Origin of the sequence: Streptomyces regalis (assembly GCF_001509475.1) — a bacterium.
Lineage (GTDB): Bacteria > Actinomycetota > Actinomycetes > Streptomycetales > Streptomycetaceae > Streptomyces > Streptomyces regalis.
This window is the reverse complement of the sequence record NZ_LLZG01000356.1, coordinates 1-19,265: the sequence shown is the minus strand read 5'-3', so window position 1 is coordinate 19,265 and position 19,265 is coordinate 1. Positions and strand designations below refer to the sequence as shown.

Annotated in this window: 21 protein-coding genes and 1 pseudogene; 8 read left to right on the top strand and 14 right to left on the bottom strand. The window is 71.5% G+C overall.

What is annotated here, in order from left to right; translation table 11 throughout:
• Positions 1 to 254: 254 nt before the first annotated feature.
• From ADL12_RS30550 to ADL12_RS30540, 3 genes are read left to right on the top strand one after another with little or no spacing between them, the layout of a single operon-like run.
• Positions 255 to 437, top strand: a complete 183-nt coding sequence (locus tag ADL12_RS30550; RefSeq protein WP_062707524.1) for a hypothetical protein — start codon at positions 255 to 257, stop codon at positions 435 to 437.
• Positions 438 to 454: 17 nt separating this feature from the next.
• Positions 455 to 1,684, top strand: a complete 1,230-nt coding sequence (locus ADL12_RS30545; protein ID WP_244188117.1) for a glycosyltransferase 87 family protein — start codon at positions 455 to 457, stop codon at positions 1,682 to 1,684.
• Positions 1,632 to 2,012, top strand: a complete 381-nt coding sequence (locus ADL12_RS30540) for a hypothetical protein (RefSeq protein ID WP_062707521.1) — start codon at positions 1,632 to 1,634, stop codon at positions 2,010 to 2,012. Before ADL12_RS30545 ends, ADL12_RS30540 begins: the two co-directional genes overlap by 53 nt.
• A 64-nt stretch (positions 2,013 to 2,076) precedes the next feature.
• Here ADL12_RS30540 and ADL12_RS30535 read toward each other — a convergent pair whose 3' ends face one another.
• Positions 2,077 to 3,720, bottom strand: a complete 1,644-nt coding sequence (locus ADL12_RS30535) for a DNA repair helicase XPB (RefSeq protein ID WP_062707518.1) — start codon at positions 3,718 to 3,720, stop codon at positions 2,077 to 2,079.
• A gap of 168 nt (positions 3,721 to 3,888) precedes the next feature.
• Between ADL12_RS30535 and istB the strand changes: the two genes are divergently transcribed.
• A complete protein-coding gene (gene istB, locus ADL12_RS30530) occupies positions 3,889 to 5,142 on the top strand; it encodes an IS21-like element helper ATPase IstB (protein ID WP_244188116.1) in 1,254 nt (417 codons plus the stop codon).
• On the opposite strand, the gene ADL12_RS30525 is transcribed toward istB, so the two are convergent.
• The 3 genes from ADL12_RS30525 to ADL12_RS30520 all read right to left on the bottom strand — a co-directional run bounded on the left by ADL12_RS30525 (position 5,120) and on the right by ADL12_RS30520 (position 8,271).
• Positions 5,120 to 5,317 carry a hypothetical protein gene (locus ADL12_RS30525; protein ID WP_062707512.1) on the bottom strand — a complete coding sequence of 66 codons (198 nt, stop codon included), beginning with the start codon at positions 5,315 to 5,317 and terminating at the stop codon, positions 5,120 to 5,122. The genes istB and ADL12_RS30525 overlap by 23 nt on opposite strands.
• Before the next feature lie 99 nt (positions 5,318 to 5,416).
• On the bottom strand, positions 5,417 to 5,542 hold the full coding sequence (locus ADL12_RS57835) for a hypothetical protein (protein ID WP_279617178.1): 126 nt from the start codon (positions 5,540 to 5,542) through the stop codon (positions 5,417 to 5,419).
• A 194-nt stretch (positions 5,543 to 5,736) separates the two neighbouring features.
• A complete protein-coding gene (locus ADL12_RS30520) occupies positions 5,737 to 8,271 on the bottom strand; it encodes a helicase C-terminal domain-containing protein (RefSeq protein WP_062707509.1) in 2,535 nt (844 codons plus the stop codon).
• A gap of 205 nt (positions 8,272 to 8,476) precedes the next feature.
• On the opposite strand from ADL12_RS30520, the gene ADL12_RS30515 reads away from it, so the two are divergent.
• Both ADL12_RS30515 and ADL12_RS30510 read left to right on the top strand, forming a co-directional pair.
• Complete coding sequence (locus ADL12_RS30515; protein WP_062707506.1) at positions 8,477 to 9,493, top strand: hypothetical protein; 1,017 nt, start codon at positions 8,477 to 8,479, stop codon at positions 9,491 to 9,493.
• A gap of 68 nt (positions 9,494 to 9,561) precedes the next feature.
• Positions 9,562 to 10,206 carry an HAD family hydrolase gene (locus ADL12_RS30510; RefSeq protein ID WP_062707504.1) on the top strand — a complete coding sequence of 215 codons (645 nt, stop codon included), beginning with the start codon at positions 9,562 to 9,564 and terminating at the stop codon, positions 10,204 to 10,206.
• Here the strand turns inward: ADL12_RS30510 and ADL12_RS30505 are convergent.
• Positions 10,182 to 10,433 carry a hypothetical protein gene (locus tag ADL12_RS30505; RefSeq protein ID WP_037887985.1) on the bottom strand — a complete coding sequence of 84 codons (252 nt, stop codon included), beginning with the start codon at positions 10,431 to 10,433 and terminating at the stop codon, positions 10,182 to 10,184. The genes ADL12_RS30510 and ADL12_RS30505 overlap by 25 nt on opposite strands.
• 165 nt (positions 10,434 to 10,598) lie before the next feature.
• Between ADL12_RS30505 and ADL12_RS57830 the strand changes: the two genes are divergently transcribed.
• Positions 10,599 to 10,982 (top strand): cold-shock protein, encoded by a 384-nt coding sequence (locus ADL12_RS57830; RefSeq protein ID WP_058924654.1) that lies wholly within the window; start codon positions 10,599 to 10,601, stop codon positions 10,980 to 10,982.
• Between the two features lie 314 nt (positions 10,983 to 11,296).
• Here ADL12_RS57830 and ADL12_RS30495 read toward each other — a convergent pair whose 3' ends face one another.
• The 4 genes from ADL12_RS30495 to ADL12_RS30480 all read right to left on the bottom strand — a co-directional run bounded on the left by ADL12_RS30495 (position 11,297) and on the right by ADL12_RS30480 (position 14,862).
• Positions 11,297 to 12,160, bottom strand: coding sequence for a 1,4-dihydroxy-6-naphtoate synthase (locus ADL12_RS30495; RefSeq protein ID WP_062707500.1), 864 nt, complete (start codon positions 12,158 to 12,160; stop codon positions 11,297 to 11,299).
• Positions 12,150 to 12,851: a futalosine hydrolase gene (locus ADL12_RS30490; protein ID WP_208614652.1), complete on the bottom strand. Its 702-nt coding sequence runs from the start codon at positions 12,849 to 12,851 to the stop codon at positions 12,150 to 12,152. Before ADL12_RS30490 ends, ADL12_RS30495 begins: the two co-directional genes overlap by 11 nt.
• On the bottom strand, positions 12,821 to 13,318 hold the full coding sequence (locus ADL12_RS30485; protein ID WP_208614651.1) for a DUF2771 domain-containing protein: 498 nt from the start codon (positions 13,316 to 13,318) through the stop codon (positions 12,821 to 12,823). The genes ADL12_RS30490 and ADL12_RS30485 overlap by 31 nt, the downstream gene beginning before the upstream one ends.
• Positions 13,319 to 13,434: 116 nt before the next feature.
• Positions 13,435 to 14,862 carry an MFS transporter gene (locus ADL12_RS30480; protein WP_062707497.1) on the bottom strand — a complete coding sequence of 476 codons (1,428 nt, stop codon included), beginning with the start codon at positions 14,860 to 14,862 and terminating at the stop codon, positions 13,435 to 13,437.
• Positions 14,863 to 15,186: 324 nt separating this feature from the next.
• Between ADL12_RS30480 and ADL12_RS30475 the strand changes: the two genes are divergently transcribed.
• Positions 15,187 to 16,113, top strand: coding sequence for a DUF3027 domain-containing protein (locus ADL12_RS30475; RefSeq protein WP_062707494.1), 927 nt, complete (start codon positions 15,187 to 15,189; stop codon positions 16,111 to 16,113).
• Between the two features lie 146 nt (positions 16,114 to 16,259).
• Here the strand turns inward: ADL12_RS30475 and ADL12_RS30470 are convergent, their stop codons facing one another.
• The 5 genes and pseudogenes from ADL12_RS30470 to ADL12_RS51165 form a co-directional block, all read right to left on the bottom strand.
• On the bottom strand, positions 16,260 to 16,823 hold the full coding sequence (locus ADL12_RS30470) for a Uma2 family endonuclease (protein ID WP_208614650.1): 564 nt from the start codon (positions 16,821 to 16,823) through the stop codon (positions 16,260 to 16,262).
• A 35-nt stretch (positions 16,824 to 16,858) separates the two neighbouring features.
• Positions 16,859 to 17,176, bottom strand: coding sequence for a hypothetical protein (locus ADL12_RS30465; protein ID WP_062707633.1), 318 nt, complete (start codon positions 17,174 to 17,176; stop codon positions 16,859 to 16,861).
• A 61-nt stretch (positions 17,177 to 17,237) separates the two neighbouring features.
• On the bottom strand, positions 17,238 to 18,170 hold the full coding sequence (locus ADL12_RS30460; RefSeq protein ID WP_062707488.1) for a hypothetical protein: 933 nt from the start codon (positions 18,168 to 18,170) through the stop codon (positions 17,238 to 17,240).
• Complete coding sequence (locus ADL12_RS30455) at positions 18,167 to 18,751, bottom strand: DUF6932 family protein (protein WP_062707485.1); 585 nt, start codon at positions 18,749 to 18,751, stop codon at positions 18,167 to 18,169. The genes ADL12_RS30460 and ADL12_RS30455 overlap by 4 nt, the downstream gene beginning before the upstream one ends.
• A 111-nt stretch (positions 18,752 to 18,862) precedes the next feature.
• A pseudogene (locus tag ADL12_RS51165) lies at positions 18,863 to 19,265 on the bottom strand (helix-turn-helix domain-containing protein); the annotation flags it as partial.

Genomic DNA, 19,265 nt, shown 5'->3' with positions numbered 1-19,265 from the left:
GGACGACGATGGCCACCGAATATTGCGCCCGTGCCCGTGCCCGCGCCTGTCCCCGTGCCCGCGCCCTGCCCGCCGCCCCTTGCCCGCTGCCCGCTGCCCGCCGCCCCCTGCCCGGGCATGTTCCGTTCCGTCCCCTAGGGGATGCGGCCCTACTCCCTGGGGGAAGGGGTCCGTCCCGAGGCGTACGGAGGTAGTGCGGCACTTGGGACCGCAGGCCGATGCGGTCTTCGTGCCCGCGAATCCATCATGGAGACATGAGCGCAGCAACCATCAACCCAGCCCCCGTGGGCCCCCGCGGAGCGACCGCGCTCCAGGGGAGTCACCACCGTCATCGCATCGGCGAAGCCCTGCGTGCCGTCAAGGTGTTCGCAGGTGCGGCCTTCGACGTGATCATCCTCGGTGAGTACGGCGAGGAGGCGGGCGTCCGCCACAAGTGACCGTCTAGGGTCACCGCGTGACCCGCCGATCACACTCCGCAACTCCCTGCGTCCTTCTCGCCGTTTCCGTTCTCTCGCTGACGACCTTCACGGCCCTCTGCGTCCACCAGCGCATCCCGATGGCCGACGCGCTGGTCTACCGGGCCGAAGGACAGGCCGTCCTGCGCGGCGGCGACGACCTCTACGGCTTCACGGTCACCGAGTGGCACCTCCCCGCCACCTACCCGCCCTTCGCGGCACTCCTCTTCGTCCCGGCGGCCCTGATCCCGGTGACAACCCTCAAGGCGGCCTTTCTGGCGGGCAACGCGCTCCTGCTCGCCGTACTCGTCCGCCTCTCCGCCCGCCTGGCAGGCCTGCCGAAGATCCGCCCCCCGCTGCTGTGCGCCGCCACGGCCGCGGCCCTCTGGCTGGAGCCGGTCTTCCAGACCCTGCTCTTCGGCCAGATCAACCTCGCCCTGGCCTGCCTGATCCTGTGGGACCTCACCCGGCCGTCGGGCGCCCGCTTCAAGGGCGCCGCCGTGGGCATCGCGGCCGGGATCAAGCTGACTCCGGCGATCTTCATCGCGTACCTGCTGCTGCGCGGGCGACACCGGGAGGCGGGGACGGCGACGGCGGCCTGTGCCGGGACGGTCGCGCTCGGCGCCCTCGTCCTCCCCTCCGCGAGCCTCGACTTCTGGACCCGCCGCCTCTATGAGACGGGCCGCGTGGGAAAGGCCTGGATCGTCGACAACCAGTCGCTGCAGGGCCTGATCGCCCGCGCCCTCGGCGACCCGGCACCGGGCCCGGCGGCCTGGGCGCTGCCATGCGCGGCGGTCGCGCTCACCGGGCTGTGGCTGGCCGCACGGGCTGCCGAGGACCGCCACGCGATCCTCCTGACGGCGTTCACGGCGCTGCTCGTCTCGCCGATCAGCTGGTCCCACCACTGGGTGTGGTGCGTCCCGCTGATCGCCGTACTCCTGGCAGAGGGCCGCACCCGTACGGCCGCACTCGTGGCCCTCGTCTTCACCGCCCGCACGATGTGGCTGCTGCCGCACGAGGGGGAACTGGATCTCCAACTGCCCTGGTGGCAACAGCCGTTGGCGTCCCCATACCCCTTGCTGGTGTTGCTCCTGCCCACGGCTGAGTACGTGATCACCCGCCGGATGAGTACGCGCACCGGTGCCCCGGCACTCGCCGGGCCGGTTCACTGCTCGCATGACGACACAGCACATCGCGGCACAGCCCCCGAGCCCCTCGGACGCGGCTGAGCGGGACCCCAAGGCCTGGATCGCGCCGCTCGTCGCGACGATCCTCCTGGTCTTCCTGGGCCCGGCCGCGCTGCTCCTCGGCGGGCTCTCCGCCATGGCGACGGACAGCTGCGGTCCCGACGACTGCTCCCCGGCGCTCAACACGCAACTGTCCGTGATCTACGGAACCCTCTCCTACGGCAGCCTGCCCACACTCGCCGCCTGGCTCACCGCCTGGGCACTCCCCTGGCAACGCCGCTGGTCCCCCTGGCGCACCGCAGCCGCGCTCACCGCCCTGCTGCCGCCCCTGTTCGTACTGCTCCTGGTGTTCACACTGCCGGCGCCGTGAGCGGGGGCGCGCGGACGGGGCCGCGTCGTGCATCCGGCCCCGTCGGTCGCGTGGGCCGGCCCGGTCAGCCCTCTGTCAGGAGTTCGTCCGCGTCCACGATCCGGTAGGCGTACCCCTGTTCCGCCAGGAAGCGCTGGCGGTGGGCGGCGAAGTCCTGGTCGAGGGTGTCGCGGGCGACGACCGAGTAGAAGTGGGCCTGGTGGCCGTCGGCCTTGGGGCGCAGGACGCGGCCGAGGCGCTGGGCCTCCTCCTGGCGGGAGCCGAAGGTGCCCGAGACCTGGATGGCGACGGTCGCCTCCGGCAGGTCGATGGAGAAGTTGGCGACCTTGGACACGACGAGGACGCTGATCTCGCCCTGCCGGAAGGCGTCGAAGAGCTTCTCGCGCTGGGCGTTGGAGGTCTCGCCCTTGATCACGGGGGCGTCCAGGTGCTCGCCCAGTTCATCGAGCTGGTCGATGTACTGGCCGATGACCAGGATCTGCTGCCCGGCGAACCGGCGGACGAGAGCCTCCGTGACCTTGCGCTTGGTGTCGGTCGTCGCGCAGAAGCGGTACTTCTCCTCCTGCTCGGCGGTGGCGTACGCGAGCCGCTCGGAGTCGGTCAGATTGACCCGCACCTCCACACAGTCCGCGGGCGCGATGTAGCCCTGCGCCTCGATCTCCTTCCAAGGGGCGTCGAAACGCTTCGGACCGATCAGCGAGAACACATCCGACTCACGCCCGTCCTCCCGCACCAGCGTCGCGGTCAGCCCCAGCCGTCGCCGGGCCTGAAGGTCCGCCGTGAACTTGAAGACCGGCGCCGGCAGCAGATGCACCTCGTCGTAGACGATCAGACCCCAGTCCCGGGAGTCGAACAGCTCCAGGTGCGGATAGACACCCTTCCGCCTGGTGGTGAGCACCTGATATGTGGCGATGGTGACGGGCCGGATCTCCTTGCGCGTCCCGCTGTACTCACCGATCTCGTCCTCGGTCAGCGACGTCCGCTTCACCAGCTCGTGCTTCCACTGCCGGGCGGAGACGGTGTTCGTGACGAGGATGAGAGTGGTCGACTTCGCCTGGGCCATGGACCCGGCGCCGACCAGGGTCTTGCCCGCCCCACAGGGCAGGACCACGACTCCACTGCCGCCGTGCCAGAAGTTCTCCACGGCCTGCTTCTGATACGGCCGCAGCGCCCACCCGTCCTCGGCCAGCTCGATCGGATGCGCCTCGCCGTCGACGTACCCCGCGAGATCCTCGGCGGGCCAGCCCAGCTTCAGCAGGGTCTGCTTGATCTGCCCCCGCTCGGAGGGATGGACGACGACGGTGTCCGGGTCGATACGGGCGCCGACGAGGGGCGCGATCCGCTTGGAGCGGAGCACCTCCTCCAGGACCGGACGGTCGGTGGTCGTCAGGACCAGCCCGTGGGCCGGGTGCTTGCTCAGGGTCAGGCGGCCGTACCGGTCCATCGTCTCGGCGATGTCGACCAGCAGTGCGTGCGGCACCGGATACCGGCTGTACTGCACCAGCGCGTCCACGACCTGCTCGGCGTCATGCCCCGCCGCGCGCGCGTTCCACAGCCCCAGCGGCGTCACCCGGTACGTGTGGATGTGCTCCGGCGCCCGCTCCAGCTCCGCGAACGGCGCGATGGCCCGACGGCAGCCGTCGGCCTGCTCGTGGTCGACCTCCAGGAGCAGGGTCTTGTCGGACTGGACGATCAGTGGACCATTCACGCGCGGCAACCTTTCCGTACGGCCGGACGACGCGACCAAACGTCCAGTCTGCCTGATCGTCCCCCGGGCCGGGACGGGTCGGCGCCTGCGGTCCTACAGGATGTCTATTCAGTCCTGTGGGTGGTTCGGTTGAGCTGTTCGGCGGTCGCTTCCGAAGAATGGCGGATCGTGACGACCACGACAATCGGCTTCGCCCTGTTTGCCACCCGCTGGCTCCAGGCTCCCTTGTACTTCGGCCTGGTGGCTGCCCAGGGCGTGTACGTCTACAAGTTCTTCTACGAGTTGTGGACGTTACTCGTCCGGTGCGTGAGCGGGCAGGCGACCGAGACGTATGTGATGCTCGCGGTGCTCAAGCTGGTCGACGTCGTCATGATCGCCAACCTGCTGATCATGGTGATCGTCGGCGGCTATGAGACATTCGTCTCGCGCATCGGTCTGCAGGGCCACCGTGACCAGCCCGAATGGCTCTCGCACGTCAACTCCAATGTGCTGAAGGTGAAGCTCGCCACCGCCATCGTGGGCATCTCCTCCGTCCATCTGCTCCAGATGTTCGTGGATGTGCACCACACCTCGCACCACTCACTGCTGTGGGGCACGGTGATCCACATGGCGTTCATCGCGTCGGCGGCGATCCTGGCGTACATGTCGGGGCCGATGGCCGCCCACCGGGCCGCCGATCACGCACCGCACAAGGGGGACCGGGGGCAGGGAACGGGAACCGACGCGGCGCCGACGGCAGCGGTGACCGCCGCCGTGTGTTCCGTGCCGATCCCCGCCCAGGCGTCCGCCCCGCACCCGGCCATCGACGCCAACGCCAACGTCCACGCCAACGCCGACGCCGGCACCGAGGCGCGGGTCCGGGCCGCCGGGTTTCCCGCCCGCAAGCTCCTGGAGGACTTCGACGAGGAGTACCCCCGCGCCTTCGACCGGGAGACCGTGGCCCGGCTCGGCAAGCTGGACTTCGTCGCCGCCCGCCGGAACGTGGTCTTCGTCGGTCCGCCCGGCACCGGCAAGACACATCTGGCCGTCGGCCTCGGCGTGCGCGCCTGCCAGGCCGGCCACTCGGTGCGGTTCGCGACGGCCGCGGAGTGGGCCGCCCGGCTGGCCGGCGCACAGGACGCAGGCCGGCTCGCCGAGGAGCTCGCGGTGCTCGACGACCACGCCCTGCTGATCGTCGACGAGGTCGGCTACACCCCCTTCCAGGCGGAGACCGCCGCCCTCTTCTTCCAGCTGGTCGCGCACCGCTACGAACGGGCCTCGCTGATCGTGACCAGTGACCGTCCGCTCGGCCGCTGGGACGAGATCTTCGGCGGCCCCTCGGCGCTCGCGATGGTGGACCGGCTGGCCCACCACGTCGAGCTCGTACGGATCGACGGCGACAGCTACCGGATGCGGCGCGCTACTTCAGCATGGGCAGAGTGAGGTTGTTGACCAGTGGTCCTTCGATGGTGACGCCCTCGGTGACCAGGGACTCCGCGCCGGCCGCCGGGACGGGCAGCGGCAGGGCCGGGGCGGGGGCCGCGGCGGCCACGGGGGCGAGTACGCCGACGAGGACGGCGGCAGCGACGGTGGCGAGGCGGGCGGGGGTGGGGCGCATGGGTACTGGTGAGCCTTTCTGATGCCGGAGCGGGACATGTGAGCCGGACGGGCCGGACCCCGGAGTACGGGGGCCGGCCCGACGCGTGCGGGGGCGGGGTCAGATCGGGATCTCGACCACCGCGCCGGCGACGTCGACGGCGACCGCCGCGGCCTGGGCGGCGAAGGCTCCGATCATGGCGGCGGTGGCGGTCAGCACGGTGGCGATGCGGCGCGCAGTGCGCATGGGACAACAACCTCTCTGTTGCGCTCACTTGAGAGCGTGATCAGGACACCGGGTGGCTGCCCTGCGCCTCATGACGCGATGCGGAAAGGTCCGTAAGGTCCCTCAAGAGTTGGAAGAGCCCGGCGTGGCGTGCATGGAATGACACGTACACCCGAACGAGTGGGCCCGTCGGATCCGGCCGTCAGGTCCAGCCGTCAGGTCTCGTCGTCCGCGAGCTCCGCGACCCCCGTGATCCGGTGCAGCGGATACGTCCGTACCTCGTCCGCGGTGTGGTCGTACGCCGTCACGAACCCGCCCTCGACCCGCACCGGCGCGATGACCCGCTGACTCGCGGCGCCCTCGGCGTTGACGTACCCGATCCACAGCGCCTCGCCGGTCAGGACGGCGGCCTGCATGGTGGCGAGGGTCTCGGCGGGGGTCGTGCGGGGCAGTTCACCGCCGGTCACCGCAGCCGCGGCCCCGCTCGGCCTGCGCGGTGTCGTGGAGGCGAGGTCGCCCGCGCGGATGGCGCGGATCGCGGCCGCCAGCAGCGTGGCATCCGGCGTCGGCGGGCCCTCCGGGACCGGCTCGGGGGCCGTGCGCGGCGGGGTGCGGTGGGCGTCGGCGCGGGTGATCAGGACATCGCCCTCCGCCGACTCGGCGGCCGGGGCGAAGCCCATCGCGCGCAGGCCCTCCAGCAGTGCGGCCGGATCGGCCTGGGTGGCGAGCACCGTCGGCGCCAGGCGGCGCAGGCGCAGCCCGGCAGCCCGCTTGTCGGCGAGGATCTCGTTCAGCAGCGCGTCGTCGTCGCAGCGGACGTACGCCGAAGCGGCGCCCACCCGAAGATGGCCGTGCTTGCGGGCCACGTCGTCGATCAGGTACGCCAGCGGCTGCGGCACCGGCGTACGCGAGTGCTCGGCGAGGAAGGCGTGCAGGTCCGAGGTGCTGCGGCCGGCGTCGAGGGCGCGGCGTACCGAGCCGGGCGTGAAGCGGTAGACCGTCGCCCCGCCCTTCGACTCCACGTCCGCGAGGACGCCCAGCATCTCGGCGAGCGGGCGCTGCAGGGGGCCGGGGGCCACGGCCGTGAGGTCGGCCTGGAGGAGGACGTGGTCGAGCGGCTCGGGCAGGAGCGGGGTGAGGAGGCGGGCGGCGGCCGCGGAGGCGACGGTCTGCTCGGCGGGGGTGAGGGGCTCGGGGGGTGCGGTCGGGCGGTGGTGGTGCACCGGGAGTTTGTCGCCGGGGCCGACCGGTTCCGTGGCGGCCGGTTCCGGCAGCCGCGCGCCCAGCAACGCCCGCCCCTGCGCCGACAGCGCCCCCCGCCCCGTCACTCCCAGCAGTTCCGCCTCGTTCAGCGTCCACCGGGCGAGGCGGCTGCGCAGGTCGTCGTTCTGCTGGGGCCCGCGCAGCGGCCGCTCCCAGTGCAGCCGTGCCAGCACCGACTCGGTGGACGGGGACGCTCCCTCCGGCAGCCCGGCGAGGAGGGTCAGCACCCGGTGCCGTACCTCCGGCGCGGCGGAGCGGTCCAGGCCCGGGCCCAGTGCCGACAACGTACGGTCCTTCGCGTCCCGCCCCCCGACCACGCCCGCCGTACGCGTCGCCGTCAGCCACGCCTCCGCCAGCCGCACCCAGCGCTGCGGGGCGGGCTGCTCCAGCCACTCGTCGTAGGCGGGCGTCGCCGCGTACCGCTCGTCGGCCTCGCCGTCGGAGGCCAGCAGCCCCGCGGCGTAGGCGAGCTCGACCCAGAACGCGGCCATCGGCTCGGACACGTCGAGCGCGACGGCGGTCCGCTTGAGGTCGCGCACGCTCAGGCCGCCCGCCCGCAGGACGGTCGGCCCGCCCTCGTCCCAGTCCTTCAGCAGCTCCTCGACGGTCGCCAGCGCCGTGTACGCCTGCCCGGCCGCCGTCGTGTCCACAACCTGTGGACGGTGCGTCGCGGTCGCCTCGACGGGCGGCGGCAGCGGCTCGGTGGTGCGGTGCGCGCGGCCGGCGCGCAGGTGCAGGGCCACCTCGCGGGGGAGTACGACCGTGCCGGGCGCCGTCGGGAGGAGCAGGCCGCGGTCGAGGAGCCAGCGCAGGCGGGGCGCCGGATCGGCGGTGACCTGGCCGTACGGCGGCCCCCAGACCAGGCGGGCGAGGACCTCCAGCGACTCCTCCGGGGCGTCGGCGAGCAGGGCCGCCATGCGCCGCCGGTCGGCGAACAGGGCGGTGAGCGACGACACGGCCGACACGGCGTCGTGGGTCGAGGCCAGCCCGGCCGTCGTGACGATCTCCTGGATACGGCCCGGCGACATGCCCGCGGTGGCTTCCTGCACGGTCGGACCCAGGCCGGTGGGGGACGGGTGCTGCGGCGAAGGCGCCAGCAGCTCACGTGCCGTACGGACGAGCCGCAGCCGGTCGTCGGAGCCCCACACCAGGGCCTGGTCCCGCAGGGCGCCGAGAGCGTGCGGCAGGGCGCCGGCGACGGCCTGATCGCCCTCGTCGCCGGTCATCAGGCCGAGCAGTTCGCCGTACGTCGCCGGATCCGCAGCCACGGCCAGCGCCTCCGCCGTCTGCAGCGCGAAACGGTCCAGCCGCTCCAGGGCGCGCACCACGGAGGCCCGGGTGCCGGCGCGGGTCGCCAGCTGGGTGAGGTCGGTCGGGACGGGGGTGATGAGGTCGGGGCGGCTGCGCAGGAGGACGGCCAGGGAGGCGTCGTCCCGCGCACGGAGGGCTTCCGCGAGGGAACGGGGCGGTGTAGCCGGGTCGCTCATCCTGCCCACGTTAGCGGGTTGCCTCCGGCGGCCGGGCCGACGAGGGTGTCCCCGGTGGCTCCGCCCCGGCCCTCGGTCACGCCCACCGGCCACCCAACTCCGCTCCGACCCGCACCGCCCACCGGTCCGACCCGCCCAACCCACCCTGTCCTGCGCTAACGTCGTCCCACCGGGCATTCAACGCACCCACCCCGGAGGGGACTTCGTGGGGATCGAGAGCGACCAGGTCGTCTACGAGTATCTGAGCCGCGTCGGCGACGTCGCTCAGCAGCGGCAGTTGCCGTCGTCCACCCGCATGCGCCTGGTGAACGAGCTGCGGGGCGAGATCGACCGGCGGCGCGCGAAGGCCCCCGTCGACAGCCCCGCCGCCGTCCGCCGCATCATCTCCCGCCTCGGCACCCCGGACGAGGTGGTCGCCGCCGCCGGAGGCAACGCCGCCCCCGCACCCCAGGCGCCGGTCACCTCCGTGCCCGTACAGCCGGACAGCCGGAACAGTCAGGCCGACGAGGAACGGCCCAAGGGGCTGCGCCGTATGGTGCCGCGCCCGCGCCCCGCCGAGGCGCCCCCGGCAGCCGACTACGCGCCCCCGCCGCCCCACCTCGCCAGCACGGACGAACTGGGAGGCAGCGCGACCCAGTCCGACTGGTGGCGGGTGGACAGCAGCCCCTTCGGCCCCGGCGAGGACGTCCCGGGATTCGTCGGCGGCGTCGAGATCCCGGAGATGCTCCGCCGCCCGCCCTCGGCGGAGGAGACGCGGCTCAAGAAGAAGGAGCCCGCCGAGGAGCCCGCCCCGGCCGCCGTCGAGCAGGCCGACGCCCCGGACGCGGACACCGACGCCCCCCGTCGCCGCCGCCTCCTGCCCCGCCGCCCGACCCTCCCCACCGGCCGCTGGAGCAACCCCCTGCTCCTGCTCGCCGCCGCCCTCCTCGTCGCCGGTGCCGTCCTCGGCAACCTCATCGCCCTGCTCCTCGGCTGGCTCATCGCCTGGGGCTCACGGCGGCTGAGTGACGCCGAGACGAAATGGGCGGTCATGATCCTGCCCGGCCTCTCCCTCACCGCCGGCGTCGTCTGGCTGTGGGGCCGCACCGAGGGCCGCTGGGGCACCCCGATCGCCGAGGCCCACATGAGCGACGCGATCGCCGAGACCTGGCCGTGGGTGCTGCGGGGGGCGGCGGTGGCGTCGGCGCTGTTCATCGTCTGGCGTTCGCAGAAGCAGACCTAGCCCACGGGCCAAGGACCCAACACACCCGCAGCCGCCATACAACGAATAGGACCGAGCTGCTGGGCACAATGACGCATATGGCCTACACGACCGCGCTCCCGCTCACCGTCGGCTTCGACCTCGACATGACCCTCATAGACTCCCGCCCCGGCATCCACGCCTGCCTCACGGCCCTGGCCGAGCGGACGGGCACGTACATCGACGCCGACCTGGCGATCACGCGGCTCGGGCCGCCCCTCGCCGATGAGCTGATCAACTGGTTCCCGGCGGACCAGGTCGAGGCCATGGCCGACCTGTACCGCGAGATGTACCCGGCGATCGCCATCACCGCGACCCCCGCCCTCCCCGGCGCCCGCGAGGCGATCACCGCCGTACGCGCCGCAGGCGGCCGCGCGATCGTCGTCACCGCCAAGTACGAGCCGAACGCCAAGCTGCACCTGGAACACCTCGGCATCGAGCCGGACGCGGTCGTGGGCGACCTCTGGGCCGAGCAGAAGGCGGTGGCCCTGCGTGAGCACGAGGCGGCTGTCTACGTCGGCGACCACGAGGGCGACATCCGCGCCGCCCGCACGGCCGACGCGCTGTCGGTCACCGTGGCGACCGGGCCGTACAGCACTGATCAGCTGCGTGCGCTCGGCGCGGACGTGATCCTCACCGACCTGACCGAGTTCCCTGCCTGGCTCACCGGTTACCTGGACGCGCCCCGCGCCTGACGCCGCCCCGCCGCGACCGAGCGGAGCACCCCCGCGCCGGCGACGAGGAATCCGACGCCCATGAGCATGCTCAGTCCGAACATGTACGTCGGAAATGGCGTCGTACCGAGCAGGAACGGGGCCACAGTGACCAGAGTGGCCACGGCACCGATGAAGAACACGACGGCTCCGGCACGGATCAGTCGGTCACCGGGAGCGGCGGAATTCGTTTGGGTTTTGTCACGCACCGGACCAGGGTAGTTCCCTGCGCGAAGGAACAACCGGGCGACGTCTTGTCACCGGCTCCGGGAGCATTAGCCTTGGTAGCGGCGGGTCATGGTCGACCCGCTGTAGTGCTATCAAGAGCCGTTTTCAGAAGCAGTTTTCCGACGAGTACGAGGACGAGGACAGACGTGCCTACCGGCAAGGTCAAGTGGTTCAACAGCGAGAAGGGCTTCGGCTTTCTCTCCCGCGACGACGGCGGTGACGTCTTCGTTCATTCCTCGGTCCTCCCCGCCGGAGTCGAGACACTCAAGCCGGGCCAGCGAGTTGAGTTCGGCGTGGTCGCCGGCCAGCGCGGCGACCAGGCACTTTCGGTCACGGTCCTGGACCCGACCCCGTCGGTCGCGGCCGCCACCCGCAAGAAGCCGGACGAACTGGCGTCCATCGTCCAGGATCTGACGACCCTCCTCGAGAACATCACGCCGATGCTGGAACGGGGCCGCTACCCCGAGAAGACCGCCGGCAAGAAAATCGCCGGCCTCCTGCGGGCGGTCGCCGACCAGCTCGACGTATAGGTACGTCAGGGACTTACGGGAATTCCAGCGCATCACGGCCGAGGGGCGGCACCAGCCCCTCGGCCGCCGCACGTGTGAGCAGGGCGGGCGTCCGGCGGTTGAAGCGAGTGCGAAAGGTCAGGGGAAGGTGAGTGCCTCGGGTCCAAGGGGCGGCACCAGCCCTTCGGCCGCCGCACGGGTGAGCAGGCCCCGCACCGCCGCGGCGCCTCTTTTCGCCGTCCTTGTACCGCTTCGTGGGCTGCGGGTGGCTGCGCCGGCGTTGGCATCTGCCGTTGCCGTAGCGGGCGTCCGGCGGTTGAAGGGAGCGCGAGAGGTCAGGGGAAGGTGAGTGCTTCGGATCCAAGGGGCAGCACCAGCCCCTCGGCCGCCGCACGGGTGAGCAGCCCCCGCACCGCCGCATAGCCGTCCTCGCCGAGGTCGGCGGTGAACTTGTTGACGTACAGGCCGATGTGCTGGTCGGCGACGGTCGGGTCCATCTCCTGGGCGTGCTCCATGACGTAGGCGCGGGAGGCCTCGGGGTCGTCCCAGGCGGCCTGTACGGACGTACGGATGGAGTCGGCGAGCAGCTTCAGCTGCCGTGCGCCCAGTGAGCGCTTGGCGATGATCGCGCCCAGCGGGATGGGCAGCCCGGTGGTGGCCTCCCAGTGCTCGCCCATGTCCGCGAGCTTGTGCAGCCCGTAGTTCTGGTACGTGAAGCGCGCCTCGTGGATGACGAGCCCCGCGTCGACCTTCCCGTCCCGCACGGCGGGCATGATCTCGTGGAAGGGCATGACCACGATCTCGCCGACTCCGCCGGGGAGCGTGTCGGCGGCCCAGAGCCGGAACAGCAGGTACGCCGTCGACTTCTCGCTCGGCACGGCGACCGTACGGCCGGTGAGGTCCACCCCGGCCTCGCGCGTCAGCACCAGCGGTCCGCAACCCCGGCCCAGCGCACCGCCGCAGGGCAGCAGGGCGTACTCGCCGAGGACGTACGGCAGCACGGCGTACGACACCTTCAGCACGTCGAACTCGCCGCGTTCGGCCATGCCGTTGGTGATGTCGATGTCCGCGAAGGTGACGTCGAGGGCGGGGGCGCCGGGGACGCGGTCGTGGGCGAGGGCGTCGAAGACGAAGGTGTCGTTCGGGCAGGGGGAGTACGCGATCTGCAAGGGCTGTCGCTGCTGCTGCTCACCGGTCATGCGGGTGCCAACCTTCCAGGACGGGTGCGAGCTTCCCGAAGGCCTCGGTGAGGGCCGCGAGGGCGTCTGCGATGCGCCAGGCGGCGCGGTCGCGCGGGCCGACGGGGTTGGAGATCGCGCGCAGCTCCAGCACGGGCGTGCCGTGCGCGGCCGCGGCCTCGGCGACGCCGAAGCCCTCCATGGCCTCGGCGAGCGCGGTGGGGTGGCGCTCGCGGAGCTGTGCGGCGCGGACGGCGGTGCCGGTCACGGTGGAGACGGTGAGGATCGCGCCGGGGCGCGCCCCGGTGGCGGTCGCGACCTCTCGTACGAGTGCTTCGGGAGGACGGTGGGTGACGGTGCCGAAGCCCAGCTCGGTGACGGGCAGGAAGCCGTCGGGGGTCTCCGCGCCCAGGTCGGCGGCGGTGATCTCGTCGGCCACGACGAGGGAGCCGACGGGGGCGGGGGGCGCGAAGCCGCCCGCGATGCCGGACGAGACGACCAGGCCGTACGGGGCGCCTTCGAGGGCGGCCGTGGTGAGGGCCTTGGCGGTCGAGGCGGCGGCGAGGGCGGGGCCCACGCCGGCGGCGATCACGTCGACGCCGGGTGCCTCGATCGCCCGGGCCACCGCGTCCCGTTCAGCCGGGACTGCGGTGGCCACCAGTACGCGTACGCCGGACGTGGTCAGCTGTCCTTCTTGAGCTTGAAGGACCACAGACCCTTCACGTCCTGCTCGCCCTCCTTGATCGACACCAGCGTCGAGTCGCCGCTGGCGCCGTACTGGGCGTTGAAGAACACGCTGCCCGGGATGGTGCGGTACGTCTTCTTGCTGGAGTCGGTGAGCGGCTGACCGTTCATGAGGACGGTCCAGCCCTCGTCCGCGATCTCCGGGTCGACCCCGAAGCGCACGGTCTCGTCGGGGTCCACCGTGATGGACTTGATGTCCTTGTCCTTCAGGCACTTGGCCAGGTCCGCGGTCTTCAGGGCGTCGCCCTCACCACCGCAGGTGGCCTCCGCGTTGACGGAGGAGGTGCCGACGGTGATCGTCGCCATCGGCGTCGGCTTGTCGCAGGCCGACAGGACGAGCAGTCCGGCGGAAACGGCGCCGGCGGCGGCGAGCGCGCGGCGGCGTCGCACAACGGCGCGGACATTAGCGGCTCCGCCGCGTGGCATCCAGGTCATGGGCAAAGGCTATCGGGCCCGCGTGACGCTCTCTCTATGCGGGGCGGCGTGCCGTACGTCACGGGGGCGGAGCGCAGTACGTCAGCGCGGTACGTCACGGGGGCGGAGCGCGCGTGTCAGGCCACGTCCGGCCGTGTGCGGCCGCCGTGCCGGGCCGAGCTGATCAGGCCCTTGATGGTGGTCAGCCAGCCGACGGCGACGATCCCCGCGCCCACCAGCAGGCCCAGGGAGCCCTTCAGCGGCAGCACGATGCCGACCGCGCCGCCGAGCACCCAGGACACCTGCAGCAGCGTCTCGGAGCGCGCGAACGCCGACGTACGGACCAGCTCGGGCACGTCCCGCTGGATCAGCGCGTCCAGCGACAGCTTGGCCAGCGCCTGCGCGAACCCGGCGGTCGCCGCGAGGAACGCCACCAGGACCGCGCCGAAGAAGACCGCGGCCGTGATCGCCGCGAGCAGCACGAAGCCCACGACCGTCACGATGATGATCTCGGGCGCCCTGGAGCGCAGCCACGCCCCCACCGCCGTACCGCAGGCGTTCCCGACCCCCGCCGAGACCGCGACTATGCCCAGGGACACGGCCGCGCTCTGCCCGGACATCGGGTGCTCGCGCAGCAGGAACGCGAGGAAGAAGATCAGGAAGCCGGAGAGGCAGCGCAGGGCGGCGTTCGCGCCGAGGGCGTGGGTGACGGCGATGCCGACCGTGCGCAGCCCGGGGCGCTTGACCGGCTTGAGGTGCGGCCCGTGCAGATGCTGCGCGTCGGCCGCCAGCAGCGCGGTGTCCTCGCCCTTGGCCGAGTCGACCTTCGGCGGCAGGGTGAACGACAGGAACGTACCGGCGATGAAGATCAAGAAGGCGCCGTACAGCGGGTAGCGCGCCCCGAGCGCCTGGAGTCCCGCGCCTATGGGCGCCGCGATGCCGGTGGCGAGGAGGCCGCCGAGAGTGACCCGGGAATTGGCCTTCACCAAGGAGAAGTGGGGTGGGAGCAGCCGGGGGACCACGGCGCTTCTGACGACGCCGTAGGCCTTCGACGCGACCAGCACCCCGAGCGCCGCCGGATACAGCTCGATGCTGCCGGTGACGACCGCCCCGGACAGGACCAGCGCGAGCATCGCCCGCGCGAACATGGCGCCGGCCATCGCGGCCCGGCGGCCGTGGGGGAGACGGTCGAGAAGAGGACCGATCACGGGCGCGAGGATGGTGAACGGCGCCATGGTGATGCCGAGGTAGAGCGCGACCCGGCCGCGGGCCTCGTCGGTGGGCACGGAGAAGAAGACGGTGGAGGCGAGGGCGACGGTGATCATCATGTCCCCGGCGCCGTTCACCCCGTGCAGTTCGATCAGCTTGCCGAGGCCGGACTCTCCGGCGCCGTGCGCGTGGGTGGCCTTGCGGATGCCGCGGGCGGTTCCGGTGAACGGGAAGTGCAGGGCACGGCCGACCGAGCGGAAGGAGCCGCGCCTCCGGCCCGATCCGCCACTTCGACTCCGGCCCCCCTTGGCCCCACCGACACCGGTGGCTCCTTGGGGCGGCTTCGCGGTTGCCACGACGCAATAGTGCCCCGAGATGGGGGTGGGTAGTGCGGTTACGGCGCGTATGGAGGGTACGGACTCGGGTCGGCCGACGGTGACTGTCCGGTCGCGGGCACGGTTTCGGCACCGCCGCGCAGCGGTGAAAGGGCCGTCGGTGTAGGCCCAGCGCTCGCGAACAGGTAGCGTGCGTATCTCAGCCATCCCGCACAATGGATGACGTAGGTGCGCCCGAGCGCGATTCGGATGCGGACGTCGACGCGGCCCACAGGTCCGCTCCGTTTCGCTCGACCGCCTCAAGGCACCGCACCCGAGAGACGGCGTAGGAGAGAAGCGATACCTGTGAGCGCAGCGACAACGCGAAGCCGCACCCCCGACCGTCTGTGCGCCGAGGCGGTCGACCTCGCCCGCAGTGCAGCCGAGGAGGCCGCCGCGCCAGGCGTGGTGGGGGAGCACGCGGGCCTGCTCTCCGAAGGCGACCGCGTTGTCACGCACTTCTTCGAGTGCAAGGAACTCGGATACCGCGGCTGGCGCTGGGCGGTGACGGTGGCGAGGGCGTCGCGCGCGAAGATCGTGACGCTGGACGAGGTGGTCCTGCTCCCCGGCCCGGACGCCCTCCTCGCCCCCGAGTGGGTGCCGTGGAGCGAGCGCCTGCGCCCAGGCGACATGGGCCCCGGCGACCTGCTCCCCACGGACGCCGAGGACCTCCGGCTGGAGCCCGGGTACTCCGGTGAGGACGAGCCGGTGCCGAGCTCGGCCGTCTCGCACGAGATGGCGGAACTGGTGGAGGCGGAGGACGCCGACGTCACGGCGGGTGTCCCCGCGGAGCTGCCGATGGCCCCGTCCCGCGGCTCGATCGCCGCGGTGGCCGAAGAACTGGGCATGCGCCGCGCCCGCGTCCTGTCCCGCTACGGCCTCCACGTCGCCGCGGACCGCTGGGAGGAGTCGTACGGCGCCAAGACCCCCATGGCCCAGGCGGCCCCGGCCTCCTGCGTGACGTGCGGCTTCCTGGCCCCCATCGGCGGTTCGCTCGGCCAGGCCTTCGGCGTCTGCGCGAACGAGTTCTCCCCGGCCGACGGCCATGTCGTGTCCCTGACCTACGGCTGCGGCGGACACTCCGAGGCCGCGGTCATGCCCAAGCCGCCGCGTCCGGCTCCGCCGGTGATCGACGAGACCCGGGTGGACCCGTTCCCGCTGCGTCCGGCGCCGGATTCGGGGTCGGTGTCGGTGGCGGGGGACGAGGAGTCGGCGGAGTTGGGGCACTCCTAGGGCCGGAACCCTGGGGGCATCGTGGCCAGCTCCGCAGGGGCTCAGCGACTGCTACTCGACTACTCGACTGCCTTGGCGTTTCGGGGGCTACTACGGCGAGCGCTGCGCGCAGGGCGTCAGGGGTCTGCTCGGGACGGGGTCCAGCCTCAGCTCTGGCCCTTGGCCGTGGCCGCGGCCGAATAGCGAGGCAGGTCCTCCGTCGAGATCGTCCAGTCGCCGATGGTGACGTCCTCGCCGTAGACGAAGTCCTTGCGGGTCGCGTAGCGGGGGCCGTCGGGGGTGGCGTGGATGTCGCTGAGGACGGCGCCGCAGCCGGTGCGGGGGTCGAAGACGGCGTAGACGGGGATGCCGATCAGGGGATAGTCGCGGACCTTGCTTACCCAGTCGTTGTCCGGGTTGGAGTTGGACGCGACCTCAATGGCGGCAATAAGTGTGCGGGGGTCGAAGGAGCCGTCTCCCTCCATGTCGGCCTCGGCGATCACCATCACGTCGGGGCGACGCAGGATGCCCTCGGGTTCGTCCTCCACGTCAGGTTTGCCCGTGTGGGCCACGATTCCCTCCGGCATCACCTTTTCCATGCGCTTTCGGAGGCGTGCCCTGGTGAGCTCGTGTCGGCCGTTCGGCGACGACAGGTCGTGGACGAGCCCCTCCTTGGTGATCTCGAGTTTGCCGGGAAGGACGTCGTCCATGGACTGTACGAGGTCCCGCATGGCCCGATAGCGGTGCGAGCTCAACCCGGTTGCTCTCACTCGCGAACTGCCTTCATCGCCGCTTCCAGCACCGCGCTCAGCTCGCGAAGGGCTTCCCGTGCGATGGCCGGATCCTCGTCTTCCAGGTTGTTCTCCGCCTGGGCGTAGCGCGTGGACAGGTCCGCCCGACGGGCGATCTCGATCTCCTTGGCCCAGATGAGGATCCAGCTTCGCAGGGGGCTCAGCGACTGCCACTCGACTGCTTTGGCGAAGGCCTCGTCCTTCATGGCCTGCATTTCGTCCAGGCGACCTGGAGCGACGACGGCGAGGGCGGCACGTAGGGCATCAGGGGTCGGCTCGGGACGGGGGATCAGCTCGTGTCGATGGCCGGGCTGGGGGTTCGTGGTGTCCTCCGATGGTTCGGTGCGCCGTTGTTCAGGATTCGAGTGGAAGCGAGGTCTGCTCCGCTGCGGGGCCCAGGTAGGTGTACTCGGTGGCCCGCGCGATGCCCACTGAGTCCAGCCGCTGACGGAAGCGGACCCGGAAATGAACGTTGTCCCCAAGGCCAGGGCGCATACGCAACAACTCCCCAGGCTCCTCGAAGCGGACGTCGTAGGCCGGCGCATTCTTGGCGGTGCCCGTCTTGACCTTCACCCAGCCGCTTTCGCGCAGCTCGGTGATGCGCCCGGAGATGGTGATCTCCTGGTCGCGGTCCCTGGTCTCGCGGAGCCGTTCGACGTAGCGCCTGCCCCGCTCGGTCAGCTTGGCGCGGCGCATGCTGCCGTCCGCGCCGTACCAGGTCACGCCCAGGTCGAGTTGATACTTGCCCAGCGCACGGGCGAGGGTCTCCACCGCGTCGAAGATTCGCGCCCACTCGCGGATGTCCTGCTCCGACTCCACCGCGGCAAGCAGATCGGCGAGCATGCTCATACCCGTGCTCGCGGCGGAAGTGGCGGAAGCGTCCAAGGCGTACGGCTCTGGGGAAGTAGCAGGGGCGACGGGCCGGGCGTGCACCACGGTGCTCCCCGACGAGATGCCCGTGACTTCCAGCTGCACCGGGGTGCCCGCGGCGGCGGATACCGCGTTCTCCACGGGATTGAGCAGGGCGTCGCCCCATTGGAAGCGGAGAGCGCCACCTTCGGTGTCCGGCCCGGTCAGACGGATCTGAAGCTCTTCGTCGAGACGGGCGTCCGGCTCATACTCGCGCACCGCTGCTAGGCGGCTCGCCCGGTGCTCGGCCTCGACCTCCTCGTCGTCCCGTTCCTCGGTACCCATCTCTTCGAGTAGACGCGCTGCGGCCTCGGCGGCCGCGGAATCGTTCGCCAGAAGCGCACGCCGACGCTCGCGCCAGCTGTCGCTGGTCGTCACAGTCGCACCTCCAGATATCCGCGTGCCGGGGCGGCACTCCCTTCTGACGGAGAGCGGTCCGCTGGGTCAGACAGTCGGCAGCGTTGCCACCAGTCGTCCCACACACCCCGTTCCATGAAGTATGTCCGTTCCTCCGGTGTCATGCGTTCGGGCTGGAAGACGTGGCTGACGGGCTGGTACCCGACTCTGACCGGCGAGACGCCGAACTTGCCCTTCACACTGTCCCGGCTCTTGAAGGCGCTGGTGAGCCACTTCGAGCCCGGCTTGCCACGCACCGCGCGCTCGGCCCGCATGTCGATCAGGAGAGTCGTGTCGATGTTCCCGGGGTCGAGCTTCGCGCTGACGAAGCTGCCGCCGAGCCACAACCGGTGGACGAGCGTGAGCCCGTCCAGGATGTCCGCGTACTTGTCCTCGAGCGTGAAGAAGCGCTCCAGATAGCCCTGCAGTCCGTCCCACAGTTCTGTGCGCGTGACGGAGTCCCGAAAGTCTGGCGCACTGACCAGCGTGGCCTCTGCTTCGTCGAAGGAGACCGAGTACCGGCCCAGCGGAGGGAAACCGTTCGCGGCGAAGGAAGGCAGCACATGAAGTCCTGTCGTGTATGAGACGGCGTCCTGAGGCAGGCGTGGTCAGTCCGGCTGCGCGATCTGCTCCTGACTGAAGCCGTCATCGATCCCCCCCGAATGCCGTGCGGATCAACTTGCCGGTACGACATCCCGGCCGCTGTGGATTCCTGCGACTCGGCCCGCCACCGCTGCACACGCCCGGCACTTGCCCGGTTGCGGGGCCCGGAAGGCCAGGTCGCAGCCGTCGCAGTTCTGGAGCGGGTGCCGGACGGCTGGCGGTGGTGCGGGTGCACGGAACGGCGGTGGGGGCGGCAGTTGGGTGGTGAGGCGGTGGGCCAGGAGGGCGGCTGGGCGGCACAGGGGCTCGGGTGGCAGGTCGGTAGTCAGGGCGTGGCGTACGGCGGTGGGGGTGAGGTCGCGTTCCAGCCAGGCGGCGACGCCGGGGGCCAGGTGGGCTGTGTCGTGCTGGCTGAGCAGTAGGCGGGGGTCGTGGCGGCGGAGGTCTGCGAGGAGGACGGTGGCCGTCTGGAGG

Coding starts and splice junctions, on each gene's coding strand:
- ADL12_RS30495 (WP_062707500.1), bottom strand. CDS start 12,160: ATGACCGGTGAGCAGCAGCAGCGACAGCCCTTGCAGATCGCGTACTCC.
- ADL12_RS30520 (WP_062707509.1), bottom strand. CDS start 8,271: ATGAGCGACCCGGCTACACCGCCCCGTTCCCTCGCGGAAGCCCTCCGT.
- ADL12_RS30550 (WP_062707524.1), top strand. CDS start 255: ATGAGCGCAGCAACCATCAACCCAGCCCCCGTGGGCCCCCGCGGAGCG.
- ADL12_RS30510 (WP_062707504.1), top strand. CDS start 9,562: ATGACGCATATGGCCTACACGACCGCGCTCCCGCTCACCGTCGGCTTC.
- ADL12_RS30540 (WP_062707521.1), top strand. CDS start 1,632: ATGACGACACAGCACATCGCGGCACAGCCCCCGAGCCCCTCGGACGCG.
- ADL12_RS30470 (WP_208614650.1), bottom strand. CDS start 16,823: ATGCGGGACCTCGTACAGTCCATGGACGACGTCCTTCCCGGCAAACTC.
- ADL12_RS57835 (WP_279617178.1), bottom strand. CDS start 5,542: ATGCGCACTGCGCGCCGCATCGCCACCGTGCTGACCGCCACCGCCGCC.
- ADL12_RS30485 (WP_208614651.1), bottom strand. CDS start 13,318: ATGACCTGGATGCCACGCGGCGGAGCCGCTAATGTCCGCGCCGTTGTG.
- ADL12_RS30525 (WP_062707512.1), bottom strand. CDS start 5,317: ATGCGCCCCACCCCCGCCCGCCTCGCCACCGTCGCTGCCGCCGTCCTC.